25 protein-coding genes and 1 riboswitch are annotated in these 26,058 nt (G+C 71.3%); of the genes, 24 read left to right on the top strand and 1 reads right to left on the bottom strand.

Going from position 1 to position 26,058, the window contains the following annotated elements:
* The first annotated feature begins 300 nt into the window (after positions 1-300).
* Both priA and DW299_RS04810 read left to right on the top strand, forming a co-directional pair.
* Entirely contained in the window at positions 301-1,047 is a 747-nt protein-coding gene (priA, locus tag DW299_RS04815; RefSeq protein WP_136034294.1) for a bifunctional 1-(5-phosphoribosyl)-5-((5-phosphoribosylamino)methylideneamino)imidazole-4-carboxamide isomerase/phosphoribosylanthranilate isomerase PriA, read from the top strand.
* Complete coding sequence (locus DW299_RS04810; RefSeq protein WP_136035895.1) at positions 1,031-1,828, top strand: SseB family protein; 798 nt, start codon at positions 1,031-1,033, stop codon at positions 1,826-1,828. Before priA ends, DW299_RS04810 begins: the two co-directional genes overlap by 17 nt.
* Positions 1,829-1,846: 18 nt before the next feature.
* On the opposite strand, the gene DW299_RS04805 is transcribed toward DW299_RS04810, so the two are convergent.
* Positions 1,847-2,245: a DUF1844 domain-containing protein gene (locus DW299_RS04805; protein ID WP_136035894.1), complete on the bottom strand. Its 399-nt coding sequence runs from the start codon at positions 2,243-2,245 to the stop codon at positions 1,847-1,849.
* Between the two features lie 207 nt (positions 2,246-2,452).
* On the opposite strand from DW299_RS04805, the gene infC reads away from it, so the two are divergent.
* The 22 genes from infC to argH form a co-directional block, all read left to right on the top strand.
* Positions 2,453-3,127, top strand: coding sequence for a translation initiation factor IF-3 (gene infC, locus DW299_RS04800; protein ID WP_136034288.1), 675 nt, complete (start codon positions 2,453-2,455; stop codon positions 3,125-3,127).
* 74 nt (positions 3,128-3,201) lie between these two features.
* On the top strand, positions 3,202-3,396 hold the full coding sequence (gene rpmI / locus DW299_RS04795) for a 50S ribosomal protein L35 (protein WP_136034285.1): 195 nt from the start codon (positions 3,202-3,204) through the stop codon (positions 3,394-3,396).
* A gap of 31 nt (positions 3,397-3,427) precedes the next feature.
* Positions 3,428-3,814, top strand: a complete 387-nt coding sequence (rplT, locus tag DW299_RS04790) for a 50S ribosomal protein L20 (protein WP_017202428.1) — start codon at positions 3,428-3,430, stop codon at positions 3,812-3,814.
* An 84-nt stretch (positions 3,815-3,898) separates the two neighbouring features.
* Positions 3,899-4,711, top strand: a complete 813-nt coding sequence (locus tag DW299_RS04785) for a TrmH family RNA methyltransferase (RefSeq protein WP_136034283.1) — start codon at positions 3,899-3,901, stop codon at positions 4,709-4,711.
* A 30-nt stretch (positions 4,712-4,741) separates the two neighbouring features.
* Positions 4,742-5,413 (top strand): response regulator transcription factor, encoded by a 672-nt coding sequence (locus DW299_RS04780; RefSeq protein WP_136035893.1) that lies wholly within the window; start codon positions 4,742-4,744, stop codon positions 5,411-5,413.
* A gap of 3 nt (positions 5,414-5,416) precedes the next feature.
* Positions 5,417-6,793, top strand: a complete 1,377-nt coding sequence (locus DW299_RS04775; protein WP_168443078.1) for a sensor histidine kinase — start codon at positions 5,417-5,419, stop codon at positions 6,791-6,793.
* Complete coding sequence (locus tag DW299_RS04770) at positions 6,790-7,749, top strand: TAXI family TRAP transporter solute-binding subunit (RefSeq protein ID WP_240745319.1); 960 nt, start codon at positions 6,790-6,792, stop codon at positions 7,747-7,749. Before DW299_RS04775 ends, DW299_RS04770 begins: the two co-directional genes overlap by 4 nt.
* A 273-nt stretch (positions 7,750-8,022) precedes the next feature.
* Positions 8,023-8,769, top strand: coding sequence for an amino acid ABC transporter ATP-binding protein (locus tag DW299_RS04765; RefSeq protein ID WP_136034321.1), 747 nt, complete (start codon positions 8,023-8,025; stop codon positions 8,767-8,769).
* 42 nt (positions 8,770-8,811) lie between these two features.
* Complete coding sequence (locus tag DW299_RS04760) at positions 8,812-9,726, top strand: glutamate ABC transporter substrate-binding protein (RefSeq protein ID WP_136034279.1); 915 nt, start codon at positions 8,812-8,814, stop codon at positions 9,724-9,726.
* A gap of 81 nt (positions 9,727-9,807) precedes the next feature.
* Positions 9,808-10,455 (top strand): amino acid ABC transporter permease, encoded by a 648-nt coding sequence (locus DW299_RS04755; RefSeq protein ID WP_136034277.1) that lies wholly within the window; start codon positions 9,808-9,810, stop codon positions 10,453-10,455.
* Positions 10,452-11,378 (top strand): amino acid ABC transporter permease, encoded by a 927-nt coding sequence (locus DW299_RS04750; RefSeq protein ID WP_136035892.1) that lies wholly within the window; start codon positions 10,452-10,454, stop codon positions 11,376-11,378. The genes DW299_RS04755 and DW299_RS04750 overlap by 4 nt, the downstream gene beginning before the upstream one ends.
* Before the next feature lie 49 nt (positions 11,379-11,427).
* Positions 11,428-12,468: a phenylalanine--tRNA ligase subunit alpha gene (pheS, locus tag DW299_RS04745; protein ID WP_136035891.1), complete on the top strand. Its 1,041-nt coding sequence runs from the start codon at positions 11,428-11,430 to the stop codon at positions 12,466-12,468.
* Positions 12,468-14,972, top strand: coding sequence for a phenylalanine--tRNA ligase subunit beta (pheT, locus tag DW299_RS04740; protein WP_136035890.1), 2,505 nt, complete (start codon positions 12,468-12,470; stop codon positions 14,970-14,972). The genes pheS and pheT overlap by 1 nt, the downstream gene beginning before the upstream one ends.
* An 81-nt stretch (positions 14,973-15,053) precedes the next feature.
* Positions 15,054-16,043 (top strand): NAD-dependent epimerase/dehydratase family protein, encoded by a 990-nt coding sequence (locus tag DW299_RS04735; protein ID WP_136035889.1) that lies wholly within the window; start codon positions 15,054-15,056, stop codon positions 16,041-16,043.
* Positions 16,044-16,050: 7 nt separating this feature from the next.
* Positions 16,051-16,144: riboswitch (TPP riboswitch) on the top strand.
* Entirely contained in the window at positions 16,135-16,983 is an 849-nt protein-coding gene (gene thiM / locus DW299_RS04730) for a hydroxyethylthiazole kinase (RefSeq protein WP_136035888.1), read from the top strand. (Overlaps the previous riboswitch by 10 nt.)
* Positions 16,980-19,130 carry a bifunctional hydroxymethylpyrimidine kinase/phosphomethylpyrimidine kinase gene (locus DW299_RS04725; RefSeq protein ID WP_136035887.1) on the top strand — a complete coding sequence of 717 codons (2,151 nt, stop codon included), beginning with the start codon at positions 16,980-16,982 and terminating at the stop codon, positions 19,128-19,130. Before thiM ends, DW299_RS04725 begins: the two co-directional genes overlap by 4 nt.
* Positions 19,131-19,369: 239 nt before the next feature.
* Positions 19,370-20,434, top strand: a complete 1,065-nt coding sequence (gene argC, locus DW299_RS04720; protein ID WP_136035886.1) for an N-acetyl-gamma-glutamyl-phosphate reductase — start codon at positions 19,370-19,372, stop codon at positions 20,432-20,434.
* Positions 20,431-21,588 (top strand): bifunctional glutamate N-acetyltransferase/amino-acid acetyltransferase ArgJ, encoded by a 1,158-nt coding sequence (gene argJ, locus DW299_RS04715; protein WP_136035885.1) that lies wholly within the window; start codon positions 20,431-20,433, stop codon positions 21,586-21,588. The genes argC and argJ overlap by 4 nt, the downstream gene beginning before the upstream one ends.
* A complete protein-coding gene (gene argB / locus DW299_RS04710) occupies positions 21,585-22,502 on the top strand; it encodes an acetylglutamate kinase (protein WP_136034258.1) in 918 nt (305 codons plus the stop codon). The genes argJ and argB overlap by 4 nt, the downstream gene beginning before the upstream one ends.
* Positions 22,499-23,704 carry an acetylornithine transaminase gene (locus tag DW299_RS04705; protein ID WP_136034255.1) on the top strand — a complete coding sequence of 402 codons (1,206 nt, stop codon included), beginning with the start codon at positions 22,499-22,501 and terminating at the stop codon, positions 23,702-23,704. Before argB ends, DW299_RS04705 begins: the two co-directional genes overlap by 4 nt.
* Positions 23,701-24,630, top strand: coding sequence for an ornithine carbamoyltransferase (gene argF / locus DW299_RS04700; RefSeq protein WP_136035884.1), 930 nt, complete (start codon positions 23,701-23,703; stop codon positions 24,628-24,630). Before DW299_RS04705 ends, argF begins: the two co-directional genes overlap by 4 nt.
* Positions 24,630-26,058 (top strand): argininosuccinate lyase (argH, locus tag DW299_RS04695; RefSeq protein ID WP_136035883.1); only part of this gene is annotated, 1,429 nt, incomplete at its 3' end. The genes argF and argH, both read left to right, overlap by 1 nt.

Raw genomic sequence — 26,058 nt, 5'->3', positions numbered from 1 at the left:
CCCGGCCGCCGGGGAGGCGGATGACTCGGCGGCCGGGCGGGGAGCGGCCGAGCCGCGGATGGCGGACCGGGGGCGGGGGACGGCGATCTCGTGGTCGGCTCGGACGCGTCGGTACTCGGACGGGGGCCCTGGTTCTCGCGCTGACATCCGTAGCATGTTACCCGACGAAATGTCAGGCATGGACGGCGGCGCCGCTGCGACCGACGGCCGGCGTCATGCATTTGAGTGGGTGCCGACCGCCGCGGTAGCCTCGTGTGTCGCGCCCGCTCGGGCCGCAGAGACACCCGAACCAAGGACCCCATGAACGACTTCGCGCAGTCACCTTCGCTCACGCTCCTCCCCGCGGTGGACGTCGCCGGCGGCAAGGCCGTCCGACTCACCCAGGGCGAGGCCGGCACCGAGACGAGCTACGGCGACCCGCTCGACGCCGCAGGGGAGTGGGTCGCGCAGGGCGCCTCCTGGATCCACCTGGTCGACCTCGACGCGGCGTTCGGCCGCGGCAGCAACGCACCGATCCTGCGCAAGGTCATCAAGCAGTTCCGCGGCGTGAACGTGGAGCTCTCCGGAGGCATCCGCGACGATGCGAGCCTGGAGGCGGCGCTCGAGAGCGGCGCGGCGCGCATCAATCTCGGTACCGCCGCGCTGGAGAACCCGGAGTGGGCGGCCGACGTCATCAGCCGCTTCGGCGAGGCGATCGCGGTCGGCCTCGACGTGCGCGGCACCACTCTTGCCGCCCGCGGCTGGACCAAGGAGGGCGGCGACCTCTGGGAGGTGCTGGAGCGCCTGGAGGATGCCGGCTGCAGCCGCTACGTGGTCACCGACGTCACGAAGGACGGCACGCTCCGCGGCCCGAACCTGGAGCTGCTGCGCGAGGTGACCTCGCGCACGCCGAAGCCGGTCGTGGCCTCCGGCGGGGTCTCCAACCTCGACGACATCGCGGCGCTGCGCGAGCTGGTGCCGCTGGGCGTCGAGGGCGCCATCGTCGGCAAGGCGCTCTACGCCGGAGCCTTCACCCTGGCCGAGGCGCTGGATGTCGCCGGAGACTGACCCCCACGGCCACGGCCCGGAGGCGCACAACCACGCCGATTCCGCGGGTGTTCCGTGGGAGGGCCGCAGCTTCGAGTCGAACCCGCACGCGGCCGACGACGGCTCCGCCGATCCCGCCCTGCTCGACGCCCTTCAGCGCTTCCGGGCGGGCGAGGGATCGCAGGCGGAGGTCGTCGACGCCTTCCGTGCCGCGCGCGTGCTGATCCCGCTGATCGCGGAGAAGGGCGAAGAGGGGGTCGCGCCGAGCGGGCTCGCGGTCGACAAGACCCAGGAGCTGTCGATCGTCACGGTCGCGGCGCCCGATGGCCGGCGCGTCCAGCCCGTGTTCTCCTCGGTCGAGGCGATGCAGCGGTGGGACGCGACGGCGCGACCGATCCCGGTGGAGGCGGTGCGTGCGGCTCTGGCCGCATCCGCGGAGGACACCGACCTGATCGTGCTCGACCCCACGTCCGACACGGAGTTCGTGATCCGGCGCCCGGCGGTCTGGGCGGTCGCGCAGGGGCACGCGTGGGAGCCGAGCTTCCTGTCGCCCGAGGTGTTCACCGCGCTGCAGGAGAGCGTCGCGCACGAGCTCGCGGTGATCGACGTGGCCGTGGCCGCGGGCGACCCCGACGCCCGCCTGCGCGGGCCCGAGCTGGTCGTGATCCTCGAGCTGGTCGACGGGCTCGAGCGCGAGGTGCTCGACGCCGTGCTCGGTCGTCTGGCTCAGCGTTGGGCGGCCGACGACCGCATCGCCGTGCTCGCGGACTCGCTCACGGTCAAGCTCCGCCGCAGCGCCTGAACCGCGACGGGCGCCGGCTCAGGTGACCGGGCCGGTCCACTTCTCGCCGGGGCCCTTGCCGATCGGGTCGGGGATGGTCGATGCCTCGCGGAACGCGAGCTGGAGCGAGCGGAGGCCGTCGCGCAGTGACCGCGCGTGCATGTCGCTGATCTCGGGGGCGCCGGCGGTGATGAGCCCGGCGAGGGCGTTGATGAGCTTGCGGGCCTCGTCGAGGTCGAGCTGTTCGGCCGCGTCGGGCTCGTCGGCCAGGCCGAGCTTGACGGCGGCGGCGCTCATGAGGTGCACGGCCGCGGTCGTGATGACCTCGACGGCGGGGACGTCCGCGATGTCGCGAACCGCGGACGAGGCCGCCTCCTCCTGTCGTGCCCAGCGCTCTTCGCGCTCGCGTGCCGCCTCGTCGGGTGCCTGGTTCGTCACTTCGCCTTGCCTTCTGTTAGACTTTGGCGGGCTCCGGAGCGTCATGCTCTGGAACGAAAGAGGATTCACTTCCCACCCGCGCTTGCCGTTCCAGGCTACCGGGTCTTGCACTCCGCCGGTTCACTCGTCACGAGAGGACCGGTAGACAGGGTGTGGAGCCGGCGTCTGAGTGCCGGCGGGTGGGAGACGAGTTCGATTTCGCCCGGGATGCATCCGCATCACGGTGGCCGAATCACATCGTCTAAGGAGCTCCGCATCAGCGATCCCCGCACCAATGAGCGCATCCGAGTCCCCGAGGTCCGCCTCGTCGGCCCCTCGGGTGAGCAGATCGGCGTTGTCCGCATCGAGGCAGCGCTGCGTCTCGCACAGGAAGCCGATCTCGACCTCGTTGAGGTCGCCCCGAACTCGAAGCCGCCCGTGGTCAAGATCATGGACTACGGCAAGTTCAAGTACGAGGCCGCCCAGAAGGAGAAGGAAGCGCGTCGTAATCAGGCGAACACGATCCTCAAGGAAGTCCGCTTCCGACTGAAGATCGAGGCGCACGACTACACGACGAAGCTCAAGCGCGCCGAGGGCTTCCTCAAGGCCGGCGACAAGGTCAAGGCGATGATCCTCTTCCGCGGTCGCGAGCAGTCGCGCCCGGAGCAGGGTGTGCGCCTGCTGCGCAAGTTCGCGGAAGACGTCGCCGAGTTCGGCACCGTCGAGTCGAACCCGACGATCGACGGCCGCAACATGGTCATGGTGGTCGCGCCGATCAAGAGCAAGTCCGAGGCGAAGCAGGAGCAGAACGCGGTGCGCGACGCGCAGCGTGCGGCGAACAAGCAGGCTGCCCGCGACGCCAAGAGCGACTCGGCCGCCCCGGCCGCACCCGCCGCGGAGTGACATCCGCCCCACGAACTCCCGCAACGCGGGTAGACACCGTCGCCTGAGAAGGCGCCATCACGAAGGAAGAGAAGATGCCGAAGCAGAAGACCCACTCGGGTGCTAAGAAGCGCTTCAAGATCACCGGCAGCGGAAAGCTGAAGAAGCAGCAGGCGAACATGCGCCACAACCTCGAGCACAAGTCGAGCCGTCGCACCCGTCGTCTGAACCAGGACCAGGTGCTGTCGAAGGCTGACACCAAGGTCGCGAACAAGCTTCTCGGTCGCTGACGCGCCGAACGCACGATAGGAACACAGGAAAATGGCAAGAGTCAAGCGGGCAGTCAACGCCCACAAGAAGCGTCGGGTCATCCTCGAGCGCGCCTCCGGCTACCGCGGTCAGCGTTCGCGCCTCTACCGGAAGGCCAAGGAGCAGGTCATCCACTCCCTGGTCTACTCGTACCGGGACCGTCGCAAGCGCAAGGGTGACTTCCGTCGCCTCTGGATCCAGCGCATCAACGCCGCCGCGCGTCAGAACGGCATGACGTACAACCGCTTCATCCAGGGCCTCGGCCTCGCGGGCGTCACGGTCGACCGTCGCATGCTCGCCGACCTCGCGGTCAACGACGCGGCCACGTTCACCACGCTGGTCGAGACGGCGAAGAAGGCTCTGCCCTCCGACGTCAACGCGCCGAAGTCGGCTGCGTAAGCATCTCGCTCCGAACGGGCGTCTTCCTGCGGGAAGGCGCCCGTTCCGCGTTTCCGGGCGTCGTCGTCGCCCTAGACTGAGATCGTGCTGGAGAACCCTCGTTCCCCCCGAGTCCGTGCCGTCGCCAAGCTGACCAAGCGCAGCGCGCGCACCGAGACCGGGCTGTTCCTGCTGGAAGGACCGCAGTCGGTCCGCGAGGCGCTGACCTACCGCCCCGAGGCGATCGTCGAGCTGTTCGCGACACCCGGCGGCTGGGAGCGGCATCAGGACATCCGGGCGAAGGCGGCCGACGCCGACGTGCGGGTCGAATACGTCACCGAGGACGTGCTGCACGCGATGGCCGATACCGTCACCCCGCAGGGACTCGTCGCTGTCGTGCGGCAGACCCCGACCTCGGTGCGCGACATCTTCGACGCGTCGCCCCGGCTGGTCGCGATCTGCGAGGAGGTGCGCGACCCGGGCAACCTGGGCACCATCATCCGCGCCGCGGATGCCGCCGGAGCGGATGCCGTGGTGCTGACGGGACGCACGGTCGACCCCTACAACCCGAAGGTCGTGCGGGCGACGACGGGCTCGCTCTTCCACCTGCCGGTGTCGGTCGGCGCCGAGCTGCCCGATGTCGTCGACCGCGCGCACGCCGCCGGTCTGCGCATCCTCGCGGCAGATGTGAAGGGCGACGACCTGCTGGGGGCCCGCGCGGACGGCGTGCTGGCCGAGCCCACCGCCTGGCTGTTCGGCAACGAGGCGCGCGGCCTGGAGGACGAGGCGCTGGAGCTCGCCGACCGCGTCCTGCGGCTGCCGATCTTCGGTCGTGCGGAGTCGCTCAACCTCGCCACGGCGGCGAGCGTGTGCCTGTACGAGAGCGCGTTCGCACAGCGCGCGGCGCCGACGGGCTGAGCGGGCGGGAAGAGCGGGGAAGCGGGGGCGATGAGGGTACTGATCGTCGAGGACGACGAGCGGGTCGCGGCGGCACTGGAGGCGTTCCTGGCGCGCTCCGGGTACGCGACGGTGCGGGCGTCCGACGGTGCGCAGGCGCTCACCCTCGTGGACGCAGACACCGAGGTCGTGCTGCTGGACCTCGGGCTGCCCGACGTGGACGGCATCGACCTGTGCCGTCGCATCCGTGGGCGCTCCGACGTGCCGATCGTGATCGTGACCGCCCGCAACCAGGTGGCCGAGCGCATCAAGGGGCTGCGGGCGGGCGCGGACGACTTCGTCGTGAAGCCGTACGACGTGCACGAGCTGCTGGCGCGCATCGAGGCCGTGACGCGACGCTCCCGTCCCCTGCGCGCCGAGGCGGACACCCGGGTGCTGTTGCACGACGGGAGCGTGCACATCGACCTGGTGGCGCGCGAGGTGCGGGTCGACGGCGCCGTGGTGGGCCTGACCCGCAAGGAGTTCGACATCGTGGGTGTGCTCGCCCGCTACCCCGGGGTGGCGGTACCGAAGGAGCGGCTGATCCGGGAGGTGTGGAACACGGACTGGCGCGGCTTCGGGCACTCGCTCGAGGTGCACGTGGCGGCGATCCGACGCAAGACCGGCGACCGCGGCTTCATCGAGACGGTGCGCGGTGTCGGCTACCGGCTCGCGGAGTCCTGAGTCGTGCGCCGTCGCCTGATCGTCATGTTCCTGGTGCCGCTGGTCGCGGTCCTGGTGTCGCTCGGGGGAGTGGCGGCGTGGAGCGCGTCGCGCAGTGTCCAGCAGGCGTTCTACACCGAGCAGCTGGGCGACCTCGGCTACTTCGTCACCAGCGCACGACAGGCGCTGCGCTCGGGCAGCCCCGCGGTGGTCGACGCGGAGGTACGGCGCTTCCAGGAGGTGTACGGCATCGAAGTGACCGTGTTCGACCTCGCGGGGGCCGCGTGGGCCGCGGGCGCGCACGGCGACGCGGTGCTGTCGGAGGCGGATGCGGAGCGCGTGCGGCTGGCGCTCTCCGGCCGTCGTGCCGAGCAGCCCGCGCCCGCGCCGCCGTGGGCCGTGCCGGATGCGGCGCTCGTGGAGCCGGTGTTCGACGACGGTGACGTGATCGGCGCGGTGCTGGTGGCCGGCGACGTCGACCGTCCTCGCGCCGCGATCCTGCAGCAGACGCTGCTCCTGGGCGCCGTCGTGGTGGTGCTGAGCGGGCTCGGCGTGCTTCTCGTGGCCGGGCTCGCGCGGTGGGTGCTCTCGCCGGTGCGACGGCTGGACGAGGCGATGGTGGCGATCGAGCGCGGCGAGATGGATGCCAGGGTCGCAGAGGACACCGGACCCCCGGAGCTGCGGCGCATGACGCGGGTGTTCAACGGCATGGCCGACGAGATCGAACGGGTGATGACGCGGCAGCAGGAGTTCGCGTTGAACGCCTCGCATGAGCTGCGCAACCCGCTGAACGCGCTGCTGCTGCGGGTCGAGCACCTCGCGACGGGGCTCGGGGCGGAGTGGGACGCCGACGTGGAGGAGACGCGTGAGGAGGGCCGGCGGATGAGCCGCATCCTGGAGACGCTGCTCGGGCTGGCCCGCGGCGGGCGCACGGACTCCACGCTGTCGGCCGTCGACCTGGCGGCCGTGGCGTCGCGGCGGCTGGAGGCCTGGCGCGACGTGGCCGAGCATCGGGGTATGACGCTGCACCGCACCGGCGAGGACTCGGTGATGACGATCACGGACCGCACGATCGTGGAGGCCGCCCTGGACGCGGCGATCGACAACGCCGTCAAGTACTCGCCCGCCGGAGGCACGATCGAGATCGGGGCGCGGCGCCACGCCGACGGGTGCCATCTCACGGTGCGCGACCACGGGGCGGGGCTCAGCCGGGAGGACGCGGAGGCGGCGACGGATCGGTTCTGGCGCAGCGCCGACAGCGGCGACCAGCCGGGCACGGGCCTGGGCCTGGCGATCGCAACGGATCTGCTGACCACGGTCGGCGGAGAACTGCGGGTGAGTTCGGCCGACGGCGGCGGGCTGCTGGTCGCGCTGGTGCTCCCCGCGGAGGGCGCCGCGTGAGCCGGGTGGGGCGCCTGATCGCCGGACTGCTCGTGACGTGCCTGGCGCTGACGCTCGGGGCGTGTGCGACCCGGTCGAGCGAGTGGGGCGACGAGGAGTACACGATCGCGAGCGGAGGCCCGACCGGTGTGTACTTCGCCTACGGCACCGCGGTGGCTGACGCGGTGTCGAGCGCCAGGACGGTGGACCTGGTGGCGGAGCAGACGGCCGGATCGGTCGACAACCTGCTGCGGGTGAGCGCGGGGGAGTCGCTGCTGGGCTTCGCGCAGGGCGACGCCGCCGCCGACGCGGTGGCCGGGACCGGAGCGTTCGCCGAGCCGCAGGATGTGACGGCGGTCGCGCGGCTGTACGACGAGTACCTGCAGGTGGTCGTGCGCGGTGACTCCCCGGTGCACGACCTCGCCGATCTCGCCGGCATGACGGTGTCGCTCGGGGCGGAGAACTCCGGGGTCAACGTGATCGCGGGGCGCGTGCTGGAGGCGGCGGGGGTGGACGCGGCGTCGATCAGCGACCCCCAGCTCGACCTCGGCGCGTCGATCGCGGCCATGGCGGAGGGCGAGATCGACGGGTTCTTCTGGGTGGGCGGGCTGCCGACCCCCGGGATCGCGCAGCTGGCGGAGACCGCGGATGTGCGACTGCTGCCGATCGAGCAGGAGTGGGTGAACGAGGTCAACGACCGCTACTCGCACGCGTATCGGCCCGCCGACGTGCCGGCGGGGACGTACGGGCTCGCTGCCGCGGTCACCACCCTCGCCGTGCCGAACTACCTGGTCACGGCGGGTTCGACGCCCGCTGGCGTGGTGCGGGATGTGCTGGCGACGCTGTTCGATGCCAGGACGGCTCTCGCGCAGCAGGTGCCGGCGGCGGCGCTGCTCGACCGGAGGTCGGCCATCTTCACGGGTCCGGTGCCGTTGCACCCCGGCGCGCAGGAGTACTACCGCGACCTGCGGGGGTGATCCGTGGCGGCCGTCCGGCTGCTCAAGAAATCCTCAAGAAGTCGGACGCCACCCGAGCCGCTCTGCCAGGGTGAGGTCGATCGCACACGATCGGACACCTGCTGCCTGCTGTCGCTGGGAGCGTGGCAGCAGGGCGATCCCACGGCCCGAGGGGGCGGGCCGTGGGGCGACCCTGCACTGCCGCATTGTCGCCGCGATCAGGTGATTACGAACGTGTAAACCTCACCGTGGTGCCTGGAACCGCGCGCAACGCGTGGCTAGTTTGGAGAAATGATGACCTCTGAAACCCCTCTCGTCGTCGTGGAGAACGTCCAGAAGCACTACGGCGAGTTCCAGGCGCTCAGCGACATCGACCTGACCGTGAACACCGGCGAGGTCGTCGTCGTGATCGGCCCGTCCGGGTCGGGCAAGTCGACGCTGTGTCGCACGATCAACCGCCTGGAGACGATCACGAGCGGCTCGATCCGTATCGATGGCAAGGAGCTCCCCGCCGAGGGCAAGGCGCTCGCGCACCTGCGCGCCGACGTCGGCATGGTGTTCCAGTCGTTCAACCTCTTCGCCCACCTCACGATCCTGGAGAACGTGACGCTCGGGCCGATCAAGGTCCGCGGCCTCAAGAAGTCGGAGGCCGAGGCCGAGGCGATGACGCTGCTGAAGCGCGTGGGCGTCGCGCAGCAGGCGAACAAGCTCCCCGCGCAGCTCTCCGGCGGTCAGCAGCAGCGCGTCGCGATCGCGCGGGCCCTGGCGATGCAGCCCAAGGTCATGCTGTTCGACGAGCCCACCAGTGCGCTGGACCCGGAGATGATCAACGAGGTCCTCGACGTCATGGTCGAGCTCGCCCAGGACGGCATGACGATGATCGTCGTCACGCACGAGATGGGCTTCGCGCGCAAGGCCGCCGACCGTGTCGTGTTCATGGCCGACGGCCGGATCGTCGAGGAGGCGAAGCCGGAGGAGTTCTTCACCAACCCGAAGAGCGACCGCGCCAAGGACTTCCTCTCGAAGCTCCTCACCCACTGACCCCACCAGACCCTGCACCCACAGCACACGAAGGAGACGCACATGCGACGCACACGGACACTGGCAGGCATCGGGATCGCGGCGGCGGCGCTGCTCGCCCTGACCGCCTGCAACAGCGGCACCCCGTCCAGCACCGGAGCACCCGAGGACGGCGACGAGGACACCTCGAGCGCCACGCCGTGGACGGTGCTGGAGGACGTCAGCATCGACGGCAGCCCGACCTTCGACCGGATCTCGGAGTCGGGGACCGTCAAGGTCGGCGTCAAGGAGGACCAGCCCGGTCTCGGCTACCTCGACCCCGTGACCGGCGACCGCACCGGCTTCGACGTCGACATCGCGCGCTGGATGGCCGCATCGCTCGGCGTGGACCCGGAGAAGATCGAGTTCCAGGCGATCGCCTCCGCGAACCGCGAGCAGGCCATCGTCAACGGCGACATCGACTACTACGTCGGCACCTACTCGATCACCGACAAGCGCAAGGAGCAGATCTCCTTCGCCGGCCCGTACTTCGTCACCGGTCAGGGCCTCCTCGTCGGCGCCGACAGCGACATCGAGAGCGTGGACGACCTGAGCTCGTCCACCACGGTGTGCTCGGCGACCGGCTCGACCCCGATCCAGAACATCAAGACGAACTACCCCGATGTCCCGACCAAGGAGTACGACACGTACTCCAAGTGCGTCGAGGACCTGAAGAACGGTCAGGTCGACGCGGTCACGACCGACGAGGCCATCCTCATCGGCTACGCCGCGCAGGACCCCGACAACCTGAAGGTCGTCGGCGAGCCCTTCAGCGAGGAGCGCTACGGCATCGGCGTGGCCAAGGGCGACGACGCGCTGGTCGAGTACTTCAACACGCAGCTGACCGACGGTGGCGACATCTGGCAGCAGATCTTCGACAACAACCTCGGTGCCTCCGGTGTGAAGGCGGAGCAGCCCGAGGTCGACCCGGTCGGTTGATCACCGCGGGGCGGGCGGCACGGTCGCCCGCCCCGCTTCCGTCGCCTCATCTGACGTAGAAACGAACCGAAAGGCACAGCAGTGGGAGTGATCTCAGACCACCTCGATCTCTGGGGTGAAGCGCTGTGGGGGACCATCGCGCTGTTCCTCGGCGGTGGCCTCATCGCCGTGGTGCTCGGCCTCATCGTGGGCGCGGCCAGGGTGTCGCCGGTTCCGATCGCGCGCGCCGTCGGTGGCGTGTACGTGAACTGGATCCGCAACACCCCGCTCACGCTGGTGATGTTCTTCTTCGCGTTCTGCCTCCCGATCCTGCTGGGAGAGCGGGTCAACGCCCTGCTCCTCGCCGTGATCGCGCTGGGCCTCTACACCGCCACCTATGTCGCGGAGGCCATCCGCGCCGGCATCAACACGGTCCCGGTCGGGCAGGCGGAGGCCGCGCGGGCGATCGGACTGAACTTCGGCCAGGTCATGCGCTACGTCGTGCTCCCGCAGGCGACGCGGTCCGTGGTCCCGCCGCTCATGAGCGTGCTGATCGCCCTCATGAAGAACACCACGGTGGCCGCCGGGTTCTCGGTGGTCAACCTCGGCACCATCCGGGCGGCACTGAGCGAGCGCGGTGAGAACGCGCTGGTCGTGCTGCTGTGGGTCATGGTCATCTTCGTCGTGCTCGTGCTGCTGCTCAGCTGGGTGCAGCGCGTGCTCGAGAACAAGTGGAGGATCGCGCGATGAGTTCCGTCCTGTTCGACGTCCCCGGGCCCCGCGCGGTCGCCCGCAACCGTCTCATCGGCGCCGTCACGGTGCTGGTGGTGCTGGCCGTCCTCGGCTGGGTGGTCTGGCGGTTGTACGCCACCGGCCAGTTCGCCCCCGAGAAGTGGAACATCTTCACCTACTCCGCGGTCTGGGTGCGCTTCGGCGAGGGGCTGCTGAGCACCCTGGCCGCCTTCGCGGTCGCGGGGGTCGGCTCCCTCGTGCTCGGTTTCGTCCTCGGCATCGGCCGGCTCTCCGAGCACGCCTGGGTGCGTGAGCCCGTGCGGTGGATCATCGAGATCCTGCGGGCCGTGCCCGTCCTGATCCTGATGATGCTGCTCTACTACGGTCTTCCCGTGCTCGGCGTCAAGATGCCGCCCTACTGGGCCGTGGTCATCGCGCTGATCGTCTACAACGGCTCCGTGCTCGCCGAGGTCCTGCGCGCCGGGATCGAGTCGCTGCCGCGCGGACAGCAGGAGGCCGGTTACGCGATCGGTCTGCGCAAGACGGGGGTCATGTCGCTCATCCTGCTCCCGCAGGCCGTGCGGGCCATGATGCCCGTGATCATCGCGCAGCTCGTGGTGGCGCTGAAGGACACCGCGCTCGGCTTCATCATCACGTACCAGGAGCTGCTGTACGTCATCAACCAGATCGGCAACCAGGCGCCCTACGGCTCGCCGCTGATCCCCGCGGCGATCGTCGGCGGCTCGATGTACGTCGCGGTCTGTCTCCTGCTCTCCTACATCGCCTACCGGCTGCAGCGTCGGGCCAAGCGCTCGGCCAAGGCCGGGCCGGTGGAGCCGGACCCCCGCCAGCACGACGGCGAGACGAACACGTCGCTCATCGTGATGCAGCGGGGACTGGGCAAGCACGACGCGAACAACTCCGGAGGCCCGGTTCTCTGAGTCGCTACCGGCGCGGGACGCCCGTCCCGCGCCGGTAGACTCGACTCCCGTGTCAGAGTCTCCGGAAATCACCCCCGACGCGGTCGAAGCCGCCGTCGCCGACGCCCTCGCGGCGATCGATGCGGCCGCCGACACCGCCGAGCTGAAAGCCGCCCGAGCCGCGCACGTCGCCGAGGGATCGCCGCTCGCGGTCCTGAACGCCTCGATGCGCCAGGTCGCCCCCGAGAACAAGGCCGCGTTCGGCAAGCTCGTGGGCCAGGGGCGAGGACGCGTGACCCAGGCGCTCGCGGCGAAGGAAGCCGAGCTGGCCGCCGCCGAGGTCGCCGCACGGCTCGAGTCCGAGAGGGTCGACATCACCGCCGTCCCCTCTCGCTCGCGCGTCGGCGCCCGGCACCCGCTCACCCTCCTCCAGGACCAGGTCGAGGACATCTTCGTCGGCATGGGATGGGAGATCGCGGAGGGGCCGGAGCTCGAGCACGAGTGGTTCAACTTCGACGCGCTGAACTTCGACGTCGATCACCCCGCTCGCCAGGAGCAGGACACGTTCTACGTCGACCCGACCTCGCGTCACCTGGTGATGCGCACGCACACCAGCCCGGTGCAGGTGCGCTCGATGCTCGACCGCGAGGTGCCGATCTACGTGCTGTGCCCCGGGCGGGTGTACCGCACCGACGAGTTCGACGCCACGCACCTGCCGGTGTTCACGCAGTTCGAGGGGCTCGTGATCGACAAGGGCATCACGATGGCGCACCTGAAGGGCACGCTCGACCACTTCGCGCGTCAGCTCTTCGGGCCGGAGGCGAAGATGCGCTTCCGCACCAACTACTTCCCCTTCACGGAGCCGTCCGCCGAGCTCGACCTGTGGCACCCGACCTTCAAGGGCGGCGCGCGCTGGATCGAGTGGGGCGGCTGCGGCATGGTCAACCCGAACGTGCTGCGCGCGGCAGGGATCGATCCAGAGGTCTACAGCGGCTTCGCGTTCGGCATGGGCATCGAGCGGGGACTCATGTTCCGCAGCGATGTGCAGGACATGCGCGACATGGCCGAGGGCGATGTCCGTTTCAGCGAGCAGTACGGGATGGTGGTGTGATGCGCGTCCCGCTTTCGTGGCTGCGTGAGTACGTCGATCTGGCTCCGGAGACCACGCCAGAGGATGTCCTCGCGGCGCTGGTGACGGTCGGCTTCGAAGAGGAGGACGTGCACCGCTTCGCCATCACGGGTCCCGTGGTGGTCGGCCAGGTCGTGTCGCTCGAACCGGAGCCCCAGTCCAACGGCAAGACCATCAACTGGTGCCAGGTGGACGTCGGGGAGGAGCACGGCGGCGTCCGCGGGATCGTCTGCGGGGCGCACAACTTCGTCGCCGGGGACAAGGTCGTCGTGACCCTTCCCGGTGCGGTGCTGCCCGGCCCGTTCCCGATCGCCGCACGCAAGACCTACGGGCACGTGTCCGACGGGATGATCGCCTCCGCGCGCGAGCTCGGCCTCGGCGACGAGCACAACGGCATCGTCGTGCTGTCCGACCTCGGCATCGATGCCCCGGTGGGCACCGACGCCATCGCGCTGCTCGGCCTCGACGACGTCGCGGTGGAGATCAACGTGACGCCCGATCGCGGCTACGCCTTCTCGGTCCGCGGTGTCGCCCGCGAGTATGCCCACGCCACGGGCGCGACCTTCCGCGACCCCGCGGAGCGCGACTTCGCCGAGCTGCAGCCCGGCTCCGGTCACACGACCGTCGTCGACGACCGGGCCCCGGTGCGCGGCAACGTCGGTGCGAGCGAGTTCGTCACGCGCGTCGTGCGGGACGTGGACCCGTCGCGCCCGACGCCGCCGTGGATGATCGCCCGGCTGAGCCTCGCCGGCATGCGGTCGCTGGGCGTGCTGATCGACATCACGAACTATGTGATGCTCGAGCTCGGGCAGCCGCTGCACGGCTACGACCTGGACAAGCTCGCGGGCGGCATCACGGTGCGTCGCGCGACGCCGGGCGAGAAGATGACCACGCTCGACGGCGTGCAGCGTGCGCTGCACGAGGAGGACCTGCTCATCACGGACGAGTCCGGTCCCATCGGCCTCGCCGGTGTCATGGGCGGCGGCACGACCGAGATGAGCGACACCACGCGCAACGTGCTGATCGAGGCGGCGACGTTCGACCCCACGACCATCGCCAGGACGGCCCGTCGCCACAAGCTGCCCAGTGAAGCGTCCAAGCGCTTCGAGCGGGGCGTCGACCCGCTGATCCCCTTCGTGGCCGCGCGTCGGGCGGCCGACCTCATGGTCGAGCTCGCCGGCGGGACGCTCACCGACGAGGGCGGCGCGCTGTTCGCCGAGGTGTTCGTGGGGGACATCGCGCTGCCGGCCGGCTTCGTGCAGGGGCTCATCGGCGTGGACTACACCGACGACGAGATCACGGGCGCCCTCACGACCATCGGCGCCGAGGTGACGGAGGCGGAAGCCGGCTGGACCGTGATCCCGCCCACCTGGCGACCCGACCTCACCGACAAGTGGACGCTCGCGGAGGAGGTCGCCCGCATCCACGGGCTCGACCGCATCCCCGCGGTGTTGCCGACGCCGCCGTCCGGTCGCGGCCTCACCGCCCACCAGCAGGGTCGTCGCCGCGTGGCGAACGCACTCGCGGCGGCGGGCTTCGTCGAGACGCCGGCGTTCCCGTTCACGACCGACGCGCAGAACGACCTGCACGGTTCCGCGTCGGGGGAGCACCTGCCGAGCATCCGCCTGGCGAACCCGCTCGACGGGCAGGCCCCGTGCCTGCGCCGCTCGCTGATCCCGGGGCTGCTGCAGACCGCGCACCGCAACATCGCCCGCGGCATGACCGACCTGGCCCTCTTCGAGACGGGCCTCGTGTTCCTGCCGGAGCCGGGCGTCGAGTACGGAACCGACGAGGTGCCGCCGCTCGGCGTGCGCCCCTCCGACGAGACGCTCGCCGCGCTCGACGCGTCCATCCCGCCCCAGGAGCGCCACATCGCGGTGCTCCTCACCGGCAACGTGTCGCCGCGTCAGCCGGGTCGTCCCGCCGAGGCGTCGGGGCTGGTCGAGGCGCTCGACGCCGTGCGCGTGATCGCTGCCGCCGCGGGCATCGACATCGACGTGCGACAGGCGCAGCGCGCCGCGCTGCATCCCGGCCGCACCGGGGCGCTCGTCGCGGCCGGCGAGGAGGTCGGCTACGTCGGGGAGCTGCACCCCTCGGTGGCGGAGGACGCCGACCTGCCCGGTCGCGCCACCGTGCTCGAGCTCGACCTCGACCGCATCCTCACCCTCGCGGGGACGCGGATCGTGGCGGCCTCGCTGTCGACGTTCCCTGCGGCCACGCAGGACGTGTCGCTGACCGTGGCCGCCGATGTGCCGGCGGGCGAGGTGCGGGCGGCGCTCGCCGAGGGGGCGGGCGCGCTGCTGGAGTCGGTGCGACTGGTCGACGACTACCGCGGTGAGGGCGTGTCCGAGGGAGCCAAGAGCCTGACGTTCGCGCTGCGTTTCCGCGCCGACGACCGGACGCTCACCGCTGCGGAGGCGACCGACGCCAAGCTGGCGGGTGTCGCGGTCGCGGCGGAGCGATTCGGCGCCGCACTGCGCGACTGATCGACCCCGTCGCGAAGGCCTTCGGCTCTGCCCTGAGCGGAAGGCCTTCCGCGTTTCCCCGGATGCTGCTGGCATGGGCACATGACGGATGTGCTGATCCTGGGCGGGACGGGCTGGCTCTCGGGGCGGATCGCCCACGGATGGCTGGAGGCGGGCGCGGACGTGACCTGCCTCGCGCGCGGGGGGCGTGCCGCTCCCGACGGGGCGGCGCTGATCGTCGCCGACCGGGACGCAGCGGACGCCTATGCGAAGGTCGCCCGCCGCGAGTGGGATCACGTCGTGGACGTCTCCTCACGGGCGGCGCACGTCGCGGGGGCCGTCGCGGCGCTGGGCGATCGTGCGGCGCAGTGGACGTACGTGTCGTCGATGTCGGTGTACGCCGATGACATGACCGCGGGCGCCGACGAGTCCGCGCCGCGTCACGCGCCGGCGCGTGACGGCCAGGGGGAGGACGACTACGCGGCCCAGAAGGTCGCGGCGGAAGACGCCGTCGCGGCCCTCGGCGCACGCGCGCTCGTCGCGCGTCCCGGGCTGATCGTGGGCGACGGAGACCCCAGCGACCGCTTCGGCTACTGGGCCGCCGCCTTTCTCCGCGCGGCCGACGGTCCGGTGCTCCTGCCGCCCCTCGACGGGAAGACCGCGCAGGTGATCGATGTGGACGATCTGGCGGCGTTCCTCGTGACCGCGTCTCCCGGTTCTCCCGTGAATGCGATCGGCGACGCGCGTCCGCTCGGGGAGGTGCTCGACGCCGTGCGTCGTGCCGCTGGTCACGAGGGGGCGACGGTGATCGCCGACGCGGATCGGCTGGTGGCCCAGGGCGTGGAGTACTGGATGGGCCCGCATTCGCTCCCGCTCTGGTTGCCCGAGGAGATGACCGGATTCATGACGCGGTCGAACGCCGCCTATCGGGCGCGCGGCGGGGCGCTGCGTCCGCTGGCCGACACGATCGCGCGCGTGATCGACGACGAGCGCGCACGCGGCGTCGACCGGGAACGGAGGGCGGGGCTGACCCGCGCCGAGGAGCTGCGGATCCTCGCGGCCGTCACGGAGGGACCCGCCGGGGCTCGCTAGACTGCGAGGCAGTGACACGGGGTGCCGCATCCGCGGCTGAGATCACACCCGTCGAACCTGATCTAGTTCGTACTAGCGAAGGGATGTCGCGATGAGCGATCTTCTGCGTCCTGTTTCCACCCCCGACCTCGCCGCCTCGGCGGGAAGACTGCGGGAGGCGCTGCGGCAGTCGCCTCCGTTGACGCACTGCGTCACCAACGCGGTCGTCACGGGCTTCACCGCCAACGTGCTGCTCGCCCTGGGCGCCGCGCCCGCGATGGTCGACATCGTCGGCGAGGCCGAGATGTTCGCCGGTGTGGCCTCCGGTCTGCTGATCAACCTGGGCACGCCGACGCCCGAGCAGCGCGCCGCGAGCGTGGAGGCCGTGACGGGAGCCGCGGCGTCCGGCACCCCGTGGGTGCTCGACCCGGTCGCGATCGGCGTGCTGCCGGTGCGCACGACCCTCGCGCATGAGCTCGCGGCGCGGCGTCCGACCGCGATCCGCGGCAATGCGTCCGAGATCCTCGCCCTGGCAGGCCACACGGCCGGCGGTCGCGGCGTCGACGCGACCGACGGCACCGAGGCCGCTGCCGGGGCGGCGCAGGAGCTCGCCCGCACCACGGGAGCCGTGGTGGCCGTGTCCGGGCCCGTCGACCTGATCACCGACGGCGATCGCGTCGTGCGCATCGCCAACGGCCACGAACTGCTCACGCGCGTGACGGGTGGCGGCTGTGCTCTGGGCGCCGTGATGGCGGCCTTCCTCGGAACCGCTCGGCAGACGGGAGACGATGCGCTCACGGCGGTCGCCGCGGCGACCCTCGTCTACACCGTGGCGGCCGAGCACGCCGCCCCGGTCGCCGCAGGGCCCGGCACTTTCGCTGTCGCGCTGCTGGACTCGCTCGACGCCGTGACCGCGGATGACGTCGCCGCGGGCGCCCGCGTGTCGGAGGAGACCCGATGAGTGCCGACTTCTCGCTGTATCTCGTCACCGATCCCGGGCTGTGCGGGAAGCGCGGTGTGGTCGAGACCGTGCGCCGCGCGGTCGACGGCGGCGCACGCATCGTGCAGCTGCGCGACAAGAACGCCGCGCACGAGGAGACCGTCGAGCAGCTCATCGCGCTCTCCGCCGTGATCGACGGGCGGGCGCTGCTGGTGGTCAACGATCGTCTGGACGCCGCTGTCGAGGCGCGGGCGCGCGGCGCGCGGGTCGACGGCGTGCATCTCGGCCAGGCCGATGCGTCGGTGCGGCGTGCGCGAGAGCTGCTCGGTCCGGACGCGCTCATCGGACTCACCGCGAACACCCGTGAACACCTCGATGCCGTGCGCGCACTGCCGCAGGGCACCGTCGATTACCTCGGTGTCGGGGTGATCCGCCCCACGAGCACCAAACCGGACCACCCGGAGCCGCTCGGCGTCGAGGGGTTCGCGGCCTTCGCGGCCGAGAGCCCGCTCCCGTGCGTCGCGATCGGCGGGGTCGGCATCGATGACACCGAGGCGCTCCAGGCCGCAGGCGCGGCGGGGCTCGCCGTGGTCTCCGCGCTCTGCGCCGCCGCGGACCCCGCGGAGACGGCCTCCGCGTTCCGTCGTCGTTGGCGGGCGGGGGTCGTGCCGCGTGTGCTCAGCATCGCCGGCAGCGACCCGTCGGGCGGCGCCGGCATCCAGGCCGACCTGAAGGCGATCGCCGCGAACGGCGGATACGGGATGGCGGCGCTCACCGCCCTCACGGCGCAGAACACGCGGGGAGTGCGGGCGGTCCACGTTCCTCCGGCGGATTTCCTCCGCGCGCAGCTGGACGCCGTGTCCGACGACATCGTCATCGACGCCGTGAAGATCGGGATGCTCGCCGACGCCGAGGTCATCCGCACGGTGGCCGACTGGCTCGATGTGCAGCGCCCCCCGGTGGTGGTGCTCGACCCGGTCATGGTGGCGACATCGGGCGACCGTCTGCTCGCCCCCGACGCGGAGCGTGAACTGCGGGGGCTGCTGACGCGCGCCACGGTGGTCACGCCGAACCTCGCCGAGCTCGCCGTGCTGGTCGGTCGCCCCGTCACCGACTGGCCGGATGCGCTCGCCGCTGCTGAGGAGCTGTCGGCCGACATCGGCGCCGCGGTGCTCGTGAAGGGCGGGCATCTCACGGGTGACGAGGCACCGGATGCGCTGGTGGACGCGGACCGCGGCCTGCGGGACGAGTTCCCCGGAGCGCGCATCCCCACCACCAACACGCACGGCACCGGCTGTTCCCTGTCGTCGGCGCTCGCCACCCTGCTCGCCCGCGGTCTCACGCCGTCCGACGCGGTGCATGCCGCGCGCGCCTGGCTGCGAGAGTCGCTGCGGGCGGCGGGTGCGCTCGCCGTGGGGCAGGGACATGGGCCCGTCCATCACCTCGCTGGAATGTGGGACCGCGGCGGCCTGGAAACCCGGCAGACGGCGGAGGAGATCGCCGGCGACTGGTGGCAGGACATCGCCGACGTGCGCGACGGGATCGACGCGCTGCCCTTCCTCCGCGGTCTCGCCGACGGCACACTCGCGCGCGAGCCGTTCCTGTTCTACCTCGCGCAGGATGCGCTGTACCTGCGCGAGTACGCGAGGGTGCTCGCGGCCGCGGCGCGGACCGCCCCCACCTCGGCGGAGCAGGCGTTCTGGGCGCACGCGGCGCACGGATCGATCGTGGGGGAGCTGGAGCTGCACGCGTCGTGGCTCACGCCCGAGCGCGGGGTGAGCGCGGAGACGTTCGCGGCGGAACCCGCGCCCGCGACCACCGCGTACCTCGACCATCTGCGGTCGGTCGCGTTCGGCGGCGATCATGCCGAGCTCGTCGCCGCCGTGCTGCCGTGCTTCTGGCTGTACACCGATCTGGGCAGGCGGCTGCACGCGGGAGACTTCGGCGCGGAGGCCCGTGATCCCGATCACCCCTATGCCTCGTGGCTGTCGACCTACGCCGACCCGGCGTTCGAGGAGGCGACGGCGCAGGCCATCGCTTTCGCGACCGCGGCGGCATCGCGGTCTGACGCCTCCGGACGGGAGCGCATGCGGCGCGCGTTCCGCACGTCGAGCGCACACGAGCTGGCGTTCTTCGCCGCGCCGCTGGAGGCCGCCGCCGTCGGATGACGGTGGGGATTTGCGGTGGCGACGACGGCCGCGCTACTGTCGCGACATGCCTTCGGCCGCCACCGCTCCTTCGACGCTCGCTCCGAGCGTCATCGCTGTGCGCCGACGCCGCGGCCGCCGACTCTAGGCGACTCCGCCCTCCTGCCTGCGCGTGCGCGGCGGTCGAGTGCCGGTGTCGCCGCCTTCGGCCCCGCCCCCGGTCCCGAAATCGTCGAGGACCCGACCGTTAAGGTAGAAGCATGACGTACTCCGTCGCCGTCTCCGGCGCATCGGGCTATGCAGGCGGCGAGATCCTCCGCCTCCTGGCCGCCCACCCCGACATCGAGATCCGCACCGTCACCGCGCACTCGAACGCCGGTCAACCGCTCGTCGACCACCAGCCGCACCTCCGCTCGCTCGCGCATCTCACGCTCCAGGACACGACTCCCGAGGTCCTGGCCGGTCACGACATCGTGTTCCTCGCCCTCCCGCACGGCCAGTCGGGGCAGTACACCGACGCGCTCGGCGACGTCCCGCTGGTGATCGACGCGGGCGCCGACCACCGGCTCACCTCGCCGGCCGCCTGGGACGCCTTCTACGGCGGCGCGTTCCATGAGCCGTGGGCGTACGGCGTTCCCGAGCTGCCGGTCGCGGGCGGACGGCAGCGCGACGCGCTGCGCGGGGCGACGCGCATCGCGGCTCCCGGATGCAACGCCTCCACGGTCAGCCTGAGCCTCGCACCGGGTGTCGCCGCCGGAGTGATCGACCCGTCCGACATCGTGTCGGTCCTCGCCGTCGGCCCGTCCGGGGCGGGCAAGAGCCTCAAGCCGAACCTGCTCGCCAGTGAGATCCTCGGCTCGGCCAACCCCTACGCGGTCGGCGGCACCCACCGGCACATCCCGGAGATCCGGCAGGCGCTCGCTGCGGCCCGTCCGGCCGACGCCGACGCCTCGGGCGCCGATATCCGCATCTCGTTCACGCCGGTGCTCGTCCCGATGTCGCGGGGCATCCTCGCCACCTCCACCGCGCCGATCGTCGAGGGCGCGACCGACGCGGAGATCCGCGCGGCCTGGGAGAGCGCGTACGGCGAAGAGACCTTCGTGCAGCTGCTGCCGGAGGGCAGCTTCCCCCGCACCGCCGACGTCCTGGGTGCCAACACCGCCCTGATCGGCCTGGCGATCGACCGCTCCGCCAACCGGGTCACCGTCGTCACCGCCGTCGACAACCTCGTCAAGGGCACGGCCGGTGCCGCCATCCAGTCCATGAACATCGCGCTGGGGCTCCCCGAGGCCCGTGCCCTCTCGATCAACGGAGTCGCCCCGTGAGCGTTACCGCACCCGCAGGATTCGAAGCTGCCGGGGTCGCCGTCGGCCTCAAGTCCACCGGCAAGCCCGACGTCGCCGTGGTCGTGAACCGGGGCCCGCGCAAGGTCGGAGCCGCGGTGTTCACCAGCAACCGCGCCAAGGCGAACCCCATCATCTGGTCGCAGCAGGCCGTGGCCGACCGGGTCGTCGAGGCCGTGGTGCTCAACTCAGGCGGGGCGAACTGCTTCACCGGCAGCTTCGGCTTCCAGACCACGCACCAGACCGCCGAGACGGCCGCCGAGTTGCTGGGCATCAGCGCGGGCGACGTGCTCGTCTGCTCGACGGGCCTGATCGGCACGGGTGACGAGGCCTTCCGCGCCAAGGTGCTCGAGGGCACGGCGCAGGCCATCGCCGAGCTCAGCGCCGGCGGGGGAGAGAGCGCCGCACACGCCATCATGACCACCGACACGGTCGCGAAGACCGCTGTCGTGTCGCGCGACGGCTGGACGATCGGCGGCATGGCGAAGGGCGCGGGCATGCTCGCCCCGGGCCTGGCGACCATGCTCGTGGTGCTCACGACCGACGCGGTGCTGGAGCCGCTGCAGGCCGATGAGGCGCTGCGCCGTGCGACGGGACAGACCTTCGACCGGCTCGACTCGGACGGGTGCATGTCGACCAACGACCAGGTCACGCTGCTGGCCAACGGGGCCTCCGAGGTCGTGCCCGACCTCGACGACTTCGCCGAGGCGCTCACCGCGCTCTGCCAGGAGCTCGCGGTGAAGCTGCAGGGCGATGCGGAGGGCGCGAGCCACGACATCACGATCGAGGTGCGTCACGCCGTCACCGAGCAGGAGGCCGTCGAGGTGGGCCGTTCGGTCGCGCGCAACAACCTCTTCAAGGCCGCGATCTTCGGCAACGACCCCAACTGGGGGCGGGTGCTCGCGGCGATCGGCACCACGAACGCGCAGTTCGACCCGTACGACGTGGACGTGTGGATGAACGGGGTCCGGGTGTGCACGTCGGGCGGCCCCGACCGTCCGCGCGAGGAGGTCGACCTCACGCCGCGCGCCACCCACCTGCTGATCGACCTCAAGGTCGGCGAGGCCACCGCGACGGTGCTCACGAACGACCTGACCCACGACTACGTGCACGAGAACAGCGCCTACGCCTCATGACCGACATCCAGGACACCACGCCCGACGTCGCCGCGCAGAAGGCGACCACGCTGATCGAGTCGCTGCCGTGGCTGAAGACCTTCCGCGACCAGATCGTCGTGGTCAAGTACGGCGGCAACGCCATGGTCTCGGACGAGCTGCAGGAGGCCTTCGCGCAGGACATCGCCTACCTCCGCTACGTCGGCGTGCAGCCCGTGGTCGTGCACGGCGGAGGCCCGCAGATCTCGAACATGCTGAACCGGCTCGAGATCCCGAGCGAGTTCAAGGGCGGTTACCGCGTCACCAACACCGAGGCGATCAGTGTCGTGCGCATGGTGCTCACCGGGCAGGTGAACCCGCAGCTCGTGGCGAAGATCAACTCGCACGGGCCGATCGCCACGGGGCTCAGCGGAGAGGACGCCGGTCTGTTCGGCGGGCGTCGCCGCGGCGTGGTCGTCGACGGCGAGGAGATCGACCTCGGCCGGGTCGGCGACGTGGTGCAGGTCGACCCCACCGCGGTGCTCGACCACCTCGCGGCCGGTCGCATCCCGGTCATCTCGAGCATCGCGCCCGACCTCGACCACCCTGGCCAGTCGCTGAACGTGAACGCGGATGCGGCCGCCGCGGCACTCGCCGTGGCGCTCGGGGCGCGCAAGCTGGTGATCCTCACCGACGTGCCGGGGTTGTACGCCGACTGGCCCAACCGCGACTCGCTCGTGTCGCACCTCACCTCGGATGCGCTGATCGAGATGCTGCCGCGCCTGGAGTCGGGCATGATCCCGAAGATGCGGGCGTGCCTGGACGCGGTCGAGGGCGGCGTGGACGCCGCGGCGATCATCGACGGACGGGTACCGCACTCGGTGCTCGTCGAACTGTTCACCAGCAAGGGAATCGGGACCGAAGTGGTCCTGGGAGAGAAAGGGGCGACGGCATGACCGTCTGGCAGGACGACGCGGCACGTGATCTCGTGCTCAACGCGGGGGAGCGGCTGGCGCTGCTGACCCGTGGAGAGGGCTCGTACCTGTGGGATGCCGACGGCCGACGCTACCTCGACTTCCTCGCCGGCATCGCCGTGACCTCGCTCGGTCACGCGCACCCGGTCTTCGTCGACGCGGTCGCCACGCAGGCGGCCACGCTCGCGCACGTCTCGAACTACTTCGCGACGCCGCCGCAGCTCGCGCTCGCCGCACGGCTCAAGCGTCTCGCGGGTGCCGGCATCGACGGGCGCGTGTTCTTCTCCAACTCGGGGGCCGAGGCCAACGAGGCCGCGTTCAAGCTCGCGCGCCTGCACGGTGGAGCGGAGCGCCCGCGCATCCTCGCGCTGGAGAACGGGTTCCACGGTCGCACCATGGGGTCCCTCGCGCTGACGGCGAAGGAGTCGATGCGCGCGCCGTTCGCTCCGATGCCGGGCGGGGTCGAGCACATCCCGGCCACCGTCGAGGCGTTGGAGGCCGCGATGGACGACCGGGTCGCGGCCGTCATCGTCGAGCCCATCCAGGGCGAGGCCGGTGTCGTCGAGCTGCCGGAGGGCTACCTCGCGGCGGCGCGCTCGCTCACGCTCGCGCACGGGGCTCTGCTGATCGTCGACGAGATCCAGACCGGTGCCGGCCGCACGGGCGAGTGGTTCGGCTTCAGTCACGAGGGCGTCACGCCCGACGCGATCACGCTCGCCAAGGGCATCGGCGGCGGGTTCCCGATCGGGGCCCTGGTCACGTACGGTGCCGCGAGCGCCCTGTTCACTCCCGGATCCCACGGCTCCACTTTCGGCGGCAACCCGCTCGCGACCGCCGTGGCCGACGCGGTGCTGGCCGAGATCGAACGCGCGGATCTGGTCGGCAATGCGGCCCGCCGTGGCGCCGAGCTGCGCGAGATCATCCTGGGCATCGACTCGCCGCTCCTCGCGGGCGTCCGCGGCCGTGGCCTCCTCGTCGGCGTCGCGCTCACCGAGCCGGTCGCCGGAGCCGTGGTCGCGGCAGCCCAGGAGCGCGGTCTGATCGTGAACGCCGCGAACCCCGAGACCGTGCGCATCGCGCCCGCCCTCACGATCGGCGACGCCGAGCTGGCTGAGTTCCGCGAGCTGTTCGCGGCGAGCCTCGCCGACGTCCACTCCTCCGCCCCCGGAAAGGTACCCGCATGACCCGCCACCTGCTGCGCGACGACGACCTCACGCCCGCCGAGCAGGCGGAGATCCTCGACCTCGCCCTCGAGCTCAAGAAGGACCGCTGGGCCGACAAGAGCCTCGCGGGCCCGCAGACCGTCGCCGTGATCTTCGACAAGTCGTCCACCCGCACCCGGGTGTCGTTCGCGGTGGGCATCGCGGATCTGGGCGGCAGCCCGCTGATCATCTCGACCGCGAGCAGCCAGCTGGGCGGCAAGGAGACGCCGTCCGACACCGCACGGGTGCTGGAGCGCCAGGTCGCCGCGATCGTGTGGCGCACGTACGCGCAGGCGGGACTCGAGGAGATGGCGGAGGGCACCCGTGTTCCCGTCATCAACGCGCTGTCCGACGACTTCCACCCCTGTCAGCTCCTCGCCGACCTGCTGACCATCCGCGAGCACAAGGGCGACCTGAAGGGACTGACCCTGACGTTCTTCGGCGACGGACAGAGCAACATGGCCCACTCCTACGCGCTCGCCGGTGTCACGGCGGGCATGCACGTGCGGATCGCCTCGCCCGAGGACTACGCGCCGCGCGCCGATGTGATCGAGGCCGCCGACCGCCGTGCGGCGGAGACCGGCGGCTCCATCACCCTGTTCACGGACCCGGTCGAGGCGGCGGCGGGTGCCGACGTCGTGGTGACCGACACCTGGGTGTCGATGGGCAAGGAAGAGGAGAAGATCGCACGCATCCGCGATCTGGGCGGTTACAAGGTGACGCCGGAGACCATGCAGCTCGCCGACGACGAGGCGATCTTCATCCACTGCCTGCCCGCTGATCGTGGCTACGAGGTGGACTCGTCGGTGATCGACGGGCCGCAGAGCGTGGTGTGGGACGAGGCGGAGAACCGCCTGCACGCGCAGAAGGCGCTGCTGGTGTGGCTGCTCGGCAAGAAGGACGCGTGATGACCGGACAGACGCACGAGGGCACGAACGAGGGCGCGCTGTGGGGCGCCCGCTTCGCCACGGGCCCCTCGCCCGAGCTGGTGGAGCTCAGCCGCTCGACCCACTTCGACTGGATCCTGGCGCCGTACGACATCGCGGGTTCGCACGCGCACGCCACGGCGCTCGCCGCGGCCGGATATCTGGAGCCGGACGAGGCCCAGCGCATGCACGACGGGCTGGACGCGGTGGCTCGCAGGGTCGCCGACGGCACGCTGCTGCCCGTCCCGACCGATGAGGACGTGCACGGTGCGCTGGAGCAGGCGCTGATCGCGGAGCTCGGGCCGGAACTGGGCGGTCGGCTGCGCGCCGGACGCAGCCGAAACGACCAGATCGCCACCCTCGTCCGGATGTACCTGATCGATCACGCCTGGGTGATCGCGCGCGACCTGCTGCGGGTGATCGATGCCCTGGTGGCGCAGGCCGAGGCCCACCCGGAGGCGATCCTTCCCGGCCGCACGCACCTGCAGCACGCTCAGCCCGTGCTCCTCGCGCACCACCTCCAGGCGCACGCGTGGCCGCTCGTGCGCGAGCTGGAGCGCCTGGTCGATTGGCGTCGTCGCGCGGGCGTCTCGCCCTACGGCGGGGGAGCGCTCGCCGGCTCGACGCTGGGGCTGGACCCGGCTCTCGTCGCGACCGAGCTGGGCCTCGATCGCCCGGCCGAGAACTCGCTCGACGGCACGGCCGCGCGCGATGTGGTGGCCGAGTTCGCGTTCATCGCGGCGATGACGGGCGTGGATCTGTCGCGCCTGTCGGAGGAGATCATCCTCTGGAACACCCGCGAGTTCGGCTTCGTCACGCTCGACGACGGGTACTCGACGGGCTCGAGCATCATGCCGCAGAAGAAGAACCCCGACATCGCCGAGCTCGCGCGCGGGAAGTCGGGGCGGCTGATCGGCAACCTGTCCGGTCTGCTGGCGACGCTCAAGGGCCTCCCGCTCGCGTACAACCGCGACCTGCAGGAGGACAAGGAGCCGGTGTTCGATTCGGTGCAGACCCTCGAGGTCGTGCTGCCGGCGTTCGCGGGGATGATCGCGACGCTGCGCTTCGACACGGAGCGGATGGCGGAGCTGGCGCCGCAGGGCTTCTCCCTGGCGACCGACGTGGCGGAGTGGCTCGTGAAGCAGCGGGTGCCGTTCCGCGATGCGCACGAGATCTCCGGCGCGCTGGTGCGCGCGTGCGAAGAGCAGGGGATCGGTCTGGAGGAGGCGTCGGACGAGCTGCTGCGGTCGGTGTCCGAGCACCTGGTTCCCGCGGTGCGGGAGGTGCTGACGATCGAGGGGTCCGTGGCGTCCCGGTCGGGCGTGGGCGGGACCGCGCCGGTGCGCGTGGCCGAGCAGCGCGCCGATCGTGAGGGCGGGCGCGATGCGCACGGTCTCGGGGTTCGCGGCG

This window comes from Microbacterium sp. K35 (genome assembly GCF_004794375.1).
Taxonomy (GTDB): Bacteria; Actinomycetota; Actinomycetes; order Actinomycetales; family Microbacteriaceae; genus Microbacterium; species Microbacterium sufflavum.
Note: the sequence above shows the minus strand (reverse complement) of the source record. Positions and strands in the feature narration are given on the sequence as shown.